This window comes from Pacificispira sp., assembly GCF_965228185.1.
Classification (GTDB): Bacteria; Pseudomonadota; Alphaproteobacteria; order UBA8366; family Aestuariispiraceae; genus Pacificispira.
In genome coordinates this window covers 25,818-38,653 of sequence record NZ_CBDDHE010000004.1, presented here as the reverse complement: position 1 = coordinate 38,653, position 12,836 = coordinate 25,818, and the positions used below count along the sequence as shown (strand labels likewise).

9 protein-coding genes and 1 tRNA gene are annotated in these 12,836 nt (G+C 60.6%); 3 read left to right on the top strand and 7 right to left on the bottom strand.

Going from position 1 to position 12,836, the window contains the following annotated elements; all coding sequences use genetic code 11:
• Window positions 1-4: 4 nt before the first annotated feature.
• The 4 genes from ACO06O_RS08405 to ACO06O_RS08390 form a co-directional block, all read right to left on the bottom strand.
• The gene (locus tag ACO06O_RS08405) at window positions 5-2,662 is read right to left on the bottom strand and encodes a valine--tRNA ligase (RefSeq protein WP_421878215.1); all 2,658 of its coding nucleotides are present in this window, start codon (window positions 2,660-2,662) and stop codon (window positions 5-7) included.
• A 135-nt stretch (window positions 2,663-2,797) separates the two neighbouring features.
• Window positions 2,798-3,469 carry a DUF2497 domain-containing protein gene (locus ACO06O_RS08400; protein ID WP_421878213.1) on the bottom strand — a complete coding sequence of 224 codons (672 nt, stop codon included), beginning with the start codon at window positions 3,467-3,469 and terminating at the stop codon, window positions 2,798-2,800.
• 169 nt (window positions 3,470-3,638) lie between these two features.
• Complete coding sequence (locus tag ACO06O_RS08395) at window positions 3,639-5,063, bottom strand: TolC family outer membrane protein (RefSeq protein ID WP_421878211.1); 1,425 nt, start codon at window positions 5,061-5,063, stop codon at window positions 3,639-3,641.
• Window positions 5,064-5,177: 114 nt separating this feature from the next.
• Window positions 5,178-5,831, bottom strand: a complete 654-nt coding sequence (locus ACO06O_RS08390) for a protein-L-isoaspartate O-methyltransferase family protein (RefSeq protein ID WP_421878209.1) — start codon at window positions 5,829-5,831, stop codon at window positions 5,178-5,180.
• 186 nt (window positions 5,832-6,017) lie between these two features.
• Here ACO06O_RS08390 and ACO06O_RS08385 point away from each other — a divergent pair.
• Window positions 6,018-6,091 (top strand) — tRNA-Cys (locus ACO06O_RS08385).
• A gap of 108 nt (window positions 6,092-6,199) precedes the next feature.
• The gene (locus tag ACO06O_RS08380; protein WP_421878207.1) at window positions 6,200-7,306 is read left to right on the top strand and encodes a pyridoxal-phosphate dependent enzyme; all 1,107 of its coding nucleotides are present in this window, start codon (window positions 6,200-6,202) and stop codon (window positions 7,304-7,306) included.
• Window positions 7,307-7,332: 26 nt separating this feature from the next.
• On the opposite strand, the gene ACO06O_RS08375 is transcribed toward ACO06O_RS08380, so the two are convergent.
• Window positions 7,333-8,691, bottom strand: a complete 1,359-nt coding sequence (locus tag ACO06O_RS08375) for a hypothetical protein (RefSeq protein ID WP_421878205.1) — start codon at window positions 8,689-8,691, stop codon at window positions 7,333-7,335.
• Between the two features lie 399 nt (window positions 8,692-9,090).
• On the opposite strand from ACO06O_RS08375, the gene ACO06O_RS08370 reads away from it, so the two are divergent.
• Complete coding sequence (locus ACO06O_RS08370; protein WP_421878203.1) at window positions 9,091-10,959, top strand: sensor histidine kinase; 1,869 nt, start codon at window positions 9,091-9,093, stop codon at window positions 10,957-10,959.
• A gap of 13 nt (window positions 10,960-10,972) precedes the next feature.
• Here the strand turns inward: ACO06O_RS08370 and ACO06O_RS08365 are convergent, their stop codons facing one another.
• Together ACO06O_RS08365 and ACO06O_RS08360 are read right to left on the bottom strand one after the other, a co-directional pair.
• Window positions 10,973-12,235 carry a TRAP transporter large permease gene (locus tag ACO06O_RS08365; RefSeq protein ID WP_421878201.1) on the bottom strand — a complete coding sequence of 421 codons (1,263 nt, stop codon included), beginning with the start codon at window positions 12,233-12,235 and terminating at the stop codon, window positions 10,973-10,975.
• A gap of 3 nt (window positions 12,236-12,238) precedes the next feature.
• Complete coding sequence (locus ACO06O_RS08360; protein WP_421878199.1) at window positions 12,239-12,799, bottom strand: TRAP transporter small permease; 561 nt, start codon at window positions 12,797-12,799, stop codon at window positions 12,239-12,241.
• Window positions 12,800-12,836 lie beyond the last annotated feature (37 nt).

Sequence of the window (12,836 nt, the reverse complement as noted above, 5' to 3'; positions counted from 1 at the left end):
TTGATCACTCCGCCGAGCGGATCCGCGACAATGCGTCGGCCAGCTTGGCGCGTTGGGCCTGCTCTTCGGTCAGACGGTCGCGGTTTTCCTGAACCACTTCCTCCGGCGCGTTGGCGACGAACTTTTCGTTCCCCAGCTTCTTTTCGATCTTTGAGATTTCGGCGTCGGCCTTGGCGATGGCCTTCTCCAGGCGTTGCCGTTCGGCGTCGAAATCGATCAGGCCGGCCAGAGGAATGCCGATCGTGGCTTCGTCCAGGACGATCTGAATCGCGTTCCGGGGAATGGCGTCAACATGTTCCACCGCCTCGACCCGGGCAAGGCGCCGGATCAGCGCGTCATGACGCACCAGCCATTCCCGCGCGGCCTCGCCCATCCCTTGGATAGCCAAGGTGACTTTGGTACCCGGCGGCACATTCATTTCCGACTTGGCGGAGCGGATTTCCGAGATTAACCGGACAACCCAGTTCATCTCCTTTTCCGCTGCCGGATCGACCAGGGCCTCGGCGCCCTGCGACGGCCAGGCGGAATCGATCAGCAGATCCGCGCCCTCGCCCTTCAGATTGTCCCAAATCTCGGACGTGATGAAGGGCGCGATGGGGTGCATCAGGCGCAAAACCCGTTCCAGCACATGCGCCGCCGTCTTCCGGGTTTCCTCCGCGACCGCCGCGTCATCCCCGGCAAAGAGCGGTTTGGCGAATTCGATGTACCAATCGCAGAACGTGCCCCAGACGAAGGCATAGATCGCCCCCGCGGCTTCGTTGAAACGGTAGGTCTCGATTGCGGCCGTGACGGCATCGCGGGTCTTGCCAAACTCTCCCAACACCCAGCGGTTCAGGGTGTGCTGCGCCATTTCCGGGCGATAGCTTTCATCCAGAACACACTGATTTCGCTCACAGAACGCGGCCGCATTCCACAGTTTGGTCATGAAGTTGCGATAGCCTTCGACCCGCTGGGGCGACAGTTTGATATCGCGTCCGGCCGCCGCCAGGGCGATCAGGGTGAAGCGCAGACTGTCGGCGCCATACTCGTCGATCAGTTCCAGGGGATCGATGATGTTCCCCTTGGATTTCGACATTTTCTGGCCCTTCTCGTCCCGCACCAGGGCGTGGACATAGACGGTGTGGAAGGGCTCCGTCTTCATGAAATGCAAGGTCATCATCATCATCCGGGCGACCCAGAAGAAGATGATATCGAAACCGGTCACCAGAACATCGGTCGGGTGGAACCGTTTCAGTTCCGGGGTCTGTTCCGGCCAACCCAGGGTCGAGAAGGTCCAAAGGGCCGACGAGAACCAGGTATCCAGCACGTCCGGATCTCGCGTCAGTTCGGTCGCGGCGCCGTAGTGGGCATCCGCCTCCGCCTGAGCCTCTTCCTCTGTCAGGGCGACGAAAACCTTGTCGTCCGGCCCGTACCAGGCCGGGATGCGGTGGCCCCACCAGAGCTGGCGCGAAATGCACCAGGGCTGAATGTTGCGCATCCATTCGTAATAGGTCTTGGTCCAGTTTTCCGGCACGAACTTCGTGCGGCCCTGCTCGACGGACTCGATGGCGGGTTTCGCCAGGGTCTTGGCGTCGACATACCATTGATCGGTCAGATACGGCTCGATCGGCACGCCGCCTCGGTCGCCATAGGGAATGGTGTGCTGGATATCCTCGATCTTCTCCAGCAGGCCGAGCGCGTCCAGATCTTCGACGATCTGCTTGCGCGCGGCGAAACGCTCCATGCCGCGATACTTTTCCGGCACGCTGTCGTTCAGCGTCGCCTGCGGGGTCAGGATGTTGATCATCTCCAACCCCTGGCGCTTACCGACCTCGAAATCGTTGAAATCATGCGCCGGCGTCATCTTCACCGCGCCCGACCCCTGTTCGGGATCGGCGTATTCGTCGGCGACGATCGGAATGCGGCGACCGACCAGCGGCAGAATGCAATGCTTGCCGATCAGATGCTTATAGCGCTCATCCTCCGGATGAACCGCGACGCCGGTGTCGCCCAGCATAGTTTCCGGCCGGGTCGTTCCCACGGTCAGGAAGACACCGTCCTCGCCTTCAACCGGATAGCGGAAGAACCACATATTGCCCTTGGTTTCGACCTGCTGAACCTCCAGGTCGGAAATCGCGGTTTCCAGGGCCGGGTCCCAGTTCACCAGACGCTGGTCCTTGTAGATCAGGCCGTCCTTGTACAGGTCGACGAAGACCTTCAGAACGGCGGCGCTCAACCCCTCATCCATGGTGAAGCGTTCGCGGCGCCAGTCGCAGGAGGCGCCCAGGCGGCGAAGCTGACGGGAGATCGTGCCGCCGCTTTCGGCCTTCCATTCCCAGACCTTGTCGATGAAGGCATCGCGGCCCATTTCGCGGCGCGACTGATTACCCTCTTTGGCCAGCTTACGTTCGACGACCATCTGGGTCGCGATGCCGGCGTGATCCATGCCGGGCTGCCACAGGGCGTCCTTGCCGATCATGCGGTTGTAGCGGATCAGGACGTCCTGAATCGTATTGTTCAGGGCGTGCCCCATGTGAAGGCTGCCGGTTACATTGGGCGGCGGAATGACAATGGTGAACGGGTCGGCGTCCGGACGCCGTCCGCATTCGAAATGGCCGCCATCTTCCCAGCGCTGATAATGCGCACCCTCGACCGCGTCGGGCCGGTAGGTCTTGTCCAGCATCGAACACCTTCAAACGATAGAGATTCCGTCAAACGCGTCGGTTATACGGCTTGCGCCGGGCAGGTCAAATCCTGCCGCGACGCAGACATGAAAAAGCCCCCGAAGTCGGGGGCTTTTCCAAATCTGTGAAGAGGGTCAGTCCTCTTCGTCCCAGCGTCGACGGGCGCGGTGGGACATTTTCTGAATTTCTTCCTGGACCAGCCTTTCGACCAATCCGGGCAGGTTCTCGTCCAGCCAAGACCGCAGCATCGGCCGCAGCAAGCCCTTGACGATATCCTCCAGCGTCTCTCCGGCCTGCCCCATGCGAATGGAGCGTTCCAACGCCGCAAAATGATGGACACCGTAATCCTCGGTCTGGTCCGAAATGATCCGATCGTCGTCGGACATCGCCGCAGGCATCGGGGCCGGTGCGGGTCTCGGTTCCGGGCGCGGCGGAGGGGGTGGAGGCGGCGGTTCCGGCTCCTCGACCTCATCCTCCATGTCGACCAATTCAATATCCGGCGGCTCGGGCTCGACTTCGTCGTCGAGCTCAAGTGGCTCTTCCTCCTCTTCGAACTCGTCGTCGAGTTCGAGAGGTTCTTCCTCGGGTTCCGGCTCAGGTTCCGGCTCAGGTTCCGGCTCTGGTTCAGGCTCCGGTTCGGGTTCCGGCTCCGGCTCTGGCTCGGGTTCCGGCTCGGGTTCAGGTTCCGGCTCCGGTTCAGGGGGCGGGGCGGCCTGCTTCTCGGGTTCGTCCTCGCTGTCCTCCGAAATGATCTTTCGGATCGACGCGAGGATTTCCTCCATCGAAGGTTCTTGGTTGTCGCTCATCGTTTCGTCACCGTCCCTGAAAAGACCGGAGCACACCCCCGACGGTAAGCATACGCCGATTCCCCGCCCGTCATTCGAAAAAGCACAAGCGGATCAAGGGGGAGCCTGCCTGATTCAGGTCAGACTTCGCAAGTAGACTTTGCGGTTACGCGATGTCGCCCGCCGGAGGTTAGGGCTGAACGGCGCGGGCCGTTTCGTCGCTGTCGTGGGGTTCGACTTCCCCCCCCAAGCCCCACCACTCGTCTTTGACCGAGTCGTAATGACGGCTGGGATCGTAAATTTCGACATCGAGACCAAGGTCCTGCGCGGTCAGAGATCCGACAGCGGCAACCAGTTCGAACCGGGCAACGGTTTCGTCACGCTCGGCCTGAACAAGGCTCACCTTCGCATCCAGCAATTCCTGCTCGGCATCCAGCACATCCAGCACGGTGCGCTGCCCGACCAGCTCTTCCTGCTGCACGCCTTCCAGCGCGATCTCCGCCGCGCGGACTTCCTCGCGGATGGCGACGATCGTCGCCACGACCGATTGATAGGTCTCCCACGCGCTCAAAGCCTGTTCGCTGGCGTCACGGCGGGCCGCCTCGATCTGCATCTTGGCCTGAGCCGCGGTCATCTTGGCACCGCGTATCTGGCTCGTTTCGAAGCCTTGCTGATAGATCGGAACCGTCAATTGCGCCGCCACCTGATATTCGCGGCTGCGCGACCCGTCCGACGTCCTGTCCCAATTGTGGGAGGCAGTGCCGATGATATCGACCTGCGGCAGCAGATCGGCGAACTGGGCATCGACGTCATGCAGGGCGGAACGGCGCGAATACACCGCACTCAGCACAGACGGATTCCGTTGAACCGCCATGGATTTCGCTTCGTCCCGGCCGCCGGGCAGGGTCGGATTCAAGGTCGGGCGGCTCAAATTCGCCGGGGCGAGGCCGATCACCTCTTCAAACACCGCGCGGCTGACCTCAAGGTCGCCCTCGGCGGTCAATTGGTCGGAGCGCGCCCGCGCAATGCGGGATTCTGATTGCGCGACATCGGTCAGCGTCGCCACACCGGCATCGTACCGGTCGCGCGTCGCCTCCAACTGGCGCTGCAGCCGCAGCACGTTCTGTTCGTTCAAATCGACCACGGCCGTATCGCGCAGCACGTCCATATAGGCCGTCACCGCCTGCAGCAGCACGGTCTGTTCGGTCGAGGTCAGTTCGGCCCGGTTCGTCAGGACATCCGCCTTGGCGCCTTCGACCGCCGCTTCGGTGCCGCCACCGTTGAAGACGTTCTGGGTTACCTGCAACTCGATACCATGCGTCATACGGGTCGAATTGGTGCGGGTTGTCCGGGTCCGGGAGCGCGACCGCAACAGGCCGGAATCGGCAACCAGTTCAACGCTGGGGCGCCAGCCGGCCTTGGCCTGCGGCACGCCCTCGTCCGTCGCCCTCACCTGGGCACGCTGTGCCTGAAGAGTCGGGTTGCTGAGATAGGCCTCGGAAAGGGCTTCCTCCAGACTTTGAGCCAAAGCCCCGCCGGAAACCGCGCCGGAGAGCGCAAAAGCGACCGCGGCGGCCGTCGAAAACAGCCCGAACCGCATACCGAATTTCGTCATAACCACTGGCCCCTCTCGGCACCCATCTGCCGCTTAGAAACAAAACTGCCGGTCATATATGGTGCGGCCGACGGCATTGCTACCCACAATCGCAACATGTCGTACCGGAGTCTCTTAAAAAACGAAAGCCGCCGCTTTTTGAAATCCCGGCAAGGATTTGACGGTGGCATCGAACAGCGTCCGCGGCGTCGTAACCCCGTTACGTTTGCCATACAGCGTCGCCCGGCCGATCCCGTTCGGTGAGTTCACGATCGCCATCAAACGGCCCCCCTCGTTCAACTGGTCGATCAGACCTTCCGGCACCTCATCGACCGCACCGCCCAGGATGATGACGTCAAAAGGTCCTTCCTTGGGATAGCCCTGCTTGAGGGGCCCTTCCACGGCGACGACATTGTCCAAGGCCAGTTCGGTCAGTGCCGCCCCCATTTCGGCCACCAGATCGGCATCGCTTTCCAGCGCAAAGACTGACCGGCAGAGACGGCCCAGAATGGCGGCGGAGTAGCCCATGCCCGCACCGACGACCAGCGCATTGTCATCCGCCTGCGGCATGGCGTCGTGAATCAGGCGAGCCATCGGCATGGGCGGCATGATCCAGCGGTCCTTGGCGATCTGGACATGTTCGTCGACATAGGCCTGAGCCCGGCGCGACGGCGGCAGAAAGCGTTCCCGCGGAATGCTGTGCAGCGCGTCGAGCACGGCCGGCGCGATGACCTTGTTCGTCCGCAGTTGAGACTCCACCATGTTCCGGCGTGCGAGGGCGAAATCCATGTTCCTGACCCGTCCTGATACTATGTTGCTAGGCCCTTGCTTTATATGTTCCCGCGTCATTCTTGGCAACGCGCGAAGGAGGGACAAATCATGTCGCCGATAGCTTTCTTGACCGGCGATCCGGCTAAGGCTATAGACGCGCCTCCGGGCAATGGCGGTCGCTTCCGACCCCGATCTGCCCGGTGAGGCGCGATGGCGGAGTGGTTACGCAGCGGCCTGCAAAGCCGTGTACGCCGGTTCGATTCCGGCTCGCGCCTCCAGCCCCCTCCCCTGATCTATCCAATGGCCAAAGGTTCCTGACGCGGCGTGTCAGGAGACTAAGCCTACCCGCATGGTCTCCTTGAAATCGCCATGCTAGCCTTCCCCGCATGCAACTTTACGATGTCCCGACCGACACGCGTTTGTTTGGCCAAGACGGCGGAACCGATTCGTTCCGCCTGAACGGTCTTTTGCCGGCGCCGATGGCCGAGGAGGCATTTTCAGAGATATCCGCCTGGCCGGAATATGCCCCGTCGCCGATCCGCGACCTATCCCCGCTCGCGCAGGCCGTCGGCATAGGTGCATTGCACTACAAGGATGAGTCGCAACGCCTTGGGATCGGCGGCGTTCAAGCGCTCGGCGGCGCCTATGCGGTACTGCGGTTATCGGCGGAAATTCTGGCGCGGGCAATCGGATCGCGTCCCGCACTGTCCTCCGTCCGGAACGGCGCCTATATCGACGCCTTGCGCAAAATGACAGTGACGGTCGCGTCCGGCGATTCCTTCGGCGTTTCCGTGGCCTGGGAGGCAAAACTGGCCGGATGCCGGTGCCGGATCTTTGTACCGACCGCCTCCCCTGCTGGACTGGTTAAGCGGATCGCCGCTTTGGACGCGGTGGCGATTCCGGTCGATGGTGACGAAGCTGCGGCAGTGCGGGCATGTGCCGCGGCAGCGGCAAGCGAAGGTTGGCATGCCCTGGCGGAGACCCAGGACAATTCCGCTCTCACACGTTTTCAGGACATCTTGGCGGGCTACAGCGTGGTCGCGTCGGAAGCACTCGACTTACCGGCAGAGTTACGGCCGACCCATGTATTTGTTCAAGCCCAAGCAACGGAAATGGCACTCGCCCTTGCGGCGCGTTACCGACATGTTCTCGGCGATCAAGGTCCCAGGCTCGTTCTCGTCCAATCCCAAAACGTGGACCTGCCGAATTTCGGGGGGACCTTACCATCCGTCGTCCAAGACAGCTTGCTGCAAGATCTGGCGGCGTGCCTGACGGTCGATGACCTGGCGGCCAAATCGATTCTAGAGACGCTGCACGACCGTCCCTTTGTACCGGTTGAGACCTCTATTGCCGGGCTACTGGGCGCCCTGGGCGCGGCTTCGTCCCCAACGCTTCGCGAGGCGTTGGGCATTATGCGGGATAGCCGCATCCTGACATTGGGCAATGAGAGCCTAGCCGGCGTATCGTACGCGTCAGACATGCTTGCCATATAGGCAAACATGCCATCTGGCATAAGGGCTTAAGCAAATCCATTCAGGTTCAAGATCGCGATTATGCCGGCCAAAATCAGGGTCGCGGTTATTCCGAACGGGCCGTTCCAACGCCATGCCACAGTCCACCCGCTGCGTCCGGTCACCCGCGCCATATAAAGCACCGTCGCGGAGAAGGGAGAGATGTTCGTGCCCTGTCCCCACATCGTCATCAGGGCCAAGGCCAAGATGGCCGGCGAGACACCGATCACGGTCGGAGTCAAAATCGACGTGACCAGCACGACGGTCACGACCGGATGCAGCCCGGCAGCGCTGAGCAGAGCATAGCCCGCCATGATCAGGACCAGCATTACCGTCGGCGCGATTGGGAATTCCGACGCCGCCGGGCCCGCATCCGGAATCAGCGCCGCGATCCCGACGCCCAGGACATTTGCCCCGGTGAACAGCAACGCCTCGCCACGCAAGCCTGGCAGGCCCGCCAGAACCCGACGAGCCGTCGCTGCGGCCCCCGGCCCAGCGCCCGCCCGCCGGATCAGCAACGACCAGATCATGGCATAGACCGGCGCCGTTACCGCCAGAGCGACCGGTATCGACCATCCCAGTCCTTCGACCAGCCCGATGATGCAGCCGAACAGACTGCACAAGATCAAGATCAGTCGCGCCCAAACGATCGGAGGCATGCCGGACTGGCGTTCCGTTGCCGTCCCGCCCCCTCCACCGCCTCGCCGAGCGAACAGGCGGTCGAAAGTCCAACTCCAGCCCAGCAGAACCATGGCTATTCCAAACCCTGCGGGTCCGACTTCAATCCAACTGACACCCGGCACGGACGCGATAATCACAGCCGTCCCGACATAAAGCGGCGACCAACAGGTACCCGCCCCAAATCCTTGGATCATCGCCCGACCCAAGCGTTTCTGGAGGCGCTCATCCTTGCCTTGTTCCACCATGGGAGTCAGCAGGGACAACCCCGCCAGATTGAAAGCGACGCCAAGAAAATGGCCAACCGCAGCGACCCAGGCGAACCGGCGTCCTGGCGGCTGCCGCAGAACCGTCTCGCGAACTGCCAACAGCGACGGGCTTTGCCCGGACGGAATCTGCAGCCACGCCACGGAAGCGAACAGGAGCAGGAAAGGTAATGTCTTTTCCAACCCCAATAGTATGATTGCGGCCGGGTCTGGCGTGAAGGCAGCCGCTACCGTGCCGCCAAGCAGAAGCGCAATTCCGACCCCGCGTTGAAGTCCGGGAATGCGGGTGAATTCTACGATCAGCAGCAGCGCCACCAATCCCGCGGCAACGCCCCCAAGCCATTCAAGTGCGAACAGCGCCCTGACAACGGTCAGAACGGCGATCGAAAGAAACAGAAAGATTGAGAACGTATCGCGCGGCATCTGTCCGGAGTTTCCACATTTTGGTTCGGGACGGATAGCCCATTTTTAGACATATCAGCTTATCCAACGGGTGAAATATCCGGCATCTTTGACCAGCGGGACGCAATCATGAAGTTTGGGGTCTGGCCGTTCCAGCATGGAGACTTGGCGGCGGTTACCTGTCCGCATCGACAGCATCCCCATTTCGCCTCAACAGCACGTTTCCGTCATCACAGGTTGTGGTTGATGAAAACATGATCCTAACTGGCTGTAATTGAATCACTATATGTCATTGCTGACGATCATTTTCCCCGGCATTCTAGTTGGTGTTGGGATGGGAGATACACGTAATCCGGTCGCCATAAGACTGGTAAATCTGGCCTTACCCAGGTACGGCTCCAGGGATGGGATTGGAACAGCATGGCGGACGATCGGGCACAATCGTCGACCATCCGGCTCGCACGTGGCGCCCGCATGGTCGTCATGGCATTTCTGCTGCTGACCGTCGCGGCAGGCGGGTTCGCATTTCTGATCGGCGAACATTTCCATCGGATCGAGCGTGATTGGACCGTTCTAGGCCAAATGCCGACCGAGAAAGGTCTTCTGCTCAGCCGTCTGCATGACAAGATCGGGTTCGGCGGTCTGGTTCACAACTTCAAGAACTATGTCATTCGCGGCGACGAGAGGTACCGCGACATGGCGCTGGCGGATTTCAACGCCGCAACGAGCATCCTCAATCAGTATGAGAGCCTGGGGGTGAACCAGGATGAACGGATCGCCCTGAAAGCGATTCGTGACACGATCGATAAATACCGCACCAACATCGACGTAGTAGATGCCCTCGTGGAGGCGAATACGCTGGTCCGGCAGATCGATCAGGCGGTACGGGTAAACGACACTGCAATGATCAGCGGCTTGGCCACTTTGCGCGCTGCCTGGCGAGGCACATACGACAGTGGCAGAAACAGTTTGTCGCGTTCCGTGGATCAAGGCCGGTTTTGGTCCAACGGAGCGCAGATTGCCGCAGCCCTGTTCCTGGCGATGGGCTGCGCCATGACATTCTGGATACTACGCCGCGAACGGCTATTGTCCCATGCTGTCCGCCACCTCAACAACGAAGCGTCCCGGTTCGAAAGCATCGTTAACAGCGGCAGTGATGGAATCCTGACCGTCGACAAACATGGCAGGATTGAAGTCTTCAACGCGGCGGCCGAGAAAATCTTCGGGTATGTCCGCGACGAGGCGGCGGGCATGGACATAAGCGCCCTTGTCCCAGCCGATTTGCAGGAACACCATCGAAAAATCATTGATGAAATCGCCGCAACCTCCCCCGCTGTCATTCATTTTCCCCGCCACGTTCACGGCCGTCGCAAAAATGGCAGTTCGGTTCCGATCGAGATCAACATCGCCACCTATCAAGCGAATGGCGACAGACACTATGTCGCCTCTTTCCGCGACATCACGGATCGCCTGCGCGCCGAAACCGAACTGCGTGGCCTAAAGGACGCTGCGGAACAGGCCAGCAGCGCAAAATCCTCCTTCCTCGCCAGCATGAGCCATGAATTGCGTACACCGCTGAACGCGGTGATCGGCTTCTCCGAAATGCTGCGAATGGGGGAGTTGTCGGACAAGCAGAATGAATGGACGGGCCATATTCACAACGCCGGTACCCATCTCCACGAACTCGTCAGCCAAATTCTGGACCTCGCGCAGATCGAGCGGGGTCGCCTGAACATCCGAATTCAGGCCGTCAACATCGTGGATATCGTGACCGAATGTCTGGCGCAGATGCAGCCCTACGCTCAGAAAAAGCAAGTTGTCGTCACGAACAAGGTGACGACGAAAACGGAGATCACGGTTTACGGTGACCCGACACGCCTGCGCCAATGTGTCTTCAACATCCTGTCGAACGCCGTGAAGTACAATCGCATAGACGGGACGGTCACAATCACCGGCCTGGCCACGCAAGACGGCTATTACCGCATCGCGGTCGCCGATACGGGAATTGGGATCGCCCCGGAGGAGCATCCCTATGTCTTCCGCATGTTCCAACGGTTTGCCGAGGAACCTGATCTGGCCCATGACGGCGCCGGAATCGGCCTGGCGGTGACGGATCAACTCGTCCGGCTGATGGGCGGACGGTTGAGCTTCCGTAGCGCGCTGAACGAGGGCAGCGAGTTCAGCATCGACATACCGACGACCCCGCCATCAGACGCAGAATCTCAGCCAAGTCAGGCATTGGGCACGTTCAGGCCCTCCTCGTCCGTCGGTCATTCAGGCGACGACTAACGGCCTGGGCCGGTTACTCGATCAAAATGGTGACCAGCCAAGGCTGCCAGCTCAGAATGACCAGGACGACGAGGGTCGTGAAGAGGAAGGGCATCAAGGCCTTGAACAGCGCGCCCGGGCGCACTCCTGTCATCGCCGTGGTCACGAACAATCCCGCCCCGACCGGCGGCGTCAGCAGTCCTAGAACCAGATTGATGCACACAACGACACCGAAGTGAAACGGGTCGATCCCGTAATTGCTTTGCGCAATCGGCAGAAGAATGGGCACCACTAGGATCAGAGCCGCAATACCGTCAAGAATCATGCCGACGAATAGCAGGCCCAGATTGACCAACAGCAGGAAGACGAAGGGATCGTCGGTCAACGCCGCCATCCAGGCAGCCAGTTGCTGCGGGATCTGCTCGTAGATCACGATCCAGCCAAACAAGTTGGCCGCCGCAATGATGAAGACGACGATGGCCGTGTTCAGTCCGGTTCGCAAAAGGATGACCGGCATTCTCTTGAAATCCAGCGCGCGATAGAGAAACCGGCCCAAGAACAGCGCCACGACCGATGCCACGGCGGCGGATTCCGTCGGTGTCGCGATGCCAGCGAGGATGCCGCCAACAATAACCGCTGGGATCAGCAAGGTCGGCAGACCGAACAGCAAAGCACGGCGCTTCTCCGTGCCATCCATTGCTTCCGCAACCGGCATGTCGGTCAGCCAGCCGAGAATTGCCAGCACGATCAGGAAACCGGCCGCCATCATCAGCCCGGGAATGATCCCGGCAATGAACATGTCGCCGATGGCGATCTGCGCCAGGACGCCATAAATCACGAACAGCATGGAAGGTGGGATGATCGGCGACAGCAGGCCACCCGCCGCCGTCGTTGCCGCCGCGAAGGACGGCGCATAGCCCTGGCGAGTCATTTCCGGCACCATGGCACGCGACATGATCGCGATCTGGGCTGCGGCAGATCCGATGATCGAGGCCATCATCATATTGACCATCAGATTGATATAGGCGAGCCCGCCCTTCACCCGGCCGACGAAGACGCCGGCAAACCCGATCAGGCGTGCGGTAATCCCGCCTTCATTCATCAGTTCTCCGGCCAGCATGAACAGGGGAATCGCCAGCAGCCCGTAACTTTGGATGCCGGAAAACATCTGCTGCGATACCGATTGCAGCAATACCGTCTGATCGGCGTACCAGATATAGAACAACGCCGATGCCGCCAGGACGAAAGCAATGGGCAGGCCGATCATAAGCAGGACAAGGAAGACAATACCGACCATGGATCAGTCCTCCCAGCCGGTGAAATCTGTCACCTGACCGGTAATCCGCTCAACGAGGTTGGTCGCGGCATGGATCGTCATGGTGACTGCCGTGATCGGCATGACCAGCCACACCAAATACTTCGGAAGACCGAGCGTATTGGTCGGTTCCTGATAGATGAAATTGAAGGTCGATCCGGAGAAAGCCGCGAAATTGAAATCATTCGCGATCAAGGCGGCCGGGTCGTACCACAGGATGCTGGTCCAAATCAGTAGCCCGGCGAGCAGCAATAGGCCTGCGTCGACCAGAATGCCTGACATCCGCTTTGCCGCCGGCGACAACATGTCTTCAACGATTGTGACCGAAATGCCGCGCCGCAGCCGGATGATGGCCGACGCCCCGATCATGACCAGCCAGACCATGGCGTAGATCGCCGCTTCGTCGACCCAATAGATCGCATTGTCAGTGGCCCGTGTGACGACATTCAACAGGATGAGCCCCGTCACGGATGCGGAGAGGAGGATCATCGCCCATCGTTCGGCCAGCAGGACGGCCCCGGAAATCGATCTGAACACTGAAATCATGAAACGCACCATATGAAACGGGCCGCCCCTCCTGATT

Coding starts and splice junctions, on each gene's coding strand:
- ACO06O_RS08405 (WP_421878215.1), bottom strand. CDS start 2,662: ATGCTGGACAAGACCTACCGGCCCGACGCGGTCGAGGGTGCGCATTAT.
- ACO06O_RS08400 (WP_421878213.1), bottom strand. CDS start 3,469: ATGAGCGACAACCAAGAACCTTCGATGGAGGAAATCCTCGCGTCGATC.
- ACO06O_RS08395 (WP_421878211.1), bottom strand. CDS start 5,063: ATGACGAAATTCGGTATGCGGTTCGGGCTGTTTTCGACGGCCGCCGCG.
- ACO06O_RS08390 (WP_421878209.1), bottom strand. CDS start 5,831: ATGGATTTCGCCCTCGCACGCCGGAACATGGTGGAGTCTCAACTGCGG.
- ACO06O_RS08380 (WP_421878207.1), top strand. CDS start 6,200: ATGCAACTTTACGATGTCCCGACCGACACGCGTTTGTTTGGCCAAGAC.
- ACO06O_RS08375 (WP_421878205.1), bottom strand. CDS start 8,691: ATGCCGCGCGATACGTTCTCAATCTTTCTGTTTCTTTCGATCGCCGTT.
- ACO06O_RS08370 (WP_421878203.1), top strand. CDS start 9,091: ATGGCGGACGATCGGGCACAATCGTCGACCATCCGGCTCGCACGTGGC.
- ACO06O_RS08365 (WP_421878201.1), bottom strand. CDS start 12,235: ATGGTCGGTATTGTCTTCCTTGTCCTGCTTATGATCGGCCTGCCCATT.
- ACO06O_RS08360 (WP_421878199.1), bottom strand. CDS start 12,799: ATGATTTCAGTGTTCAGATCGATTTCCGGGGCCGTCCTGCTGGCCGAA.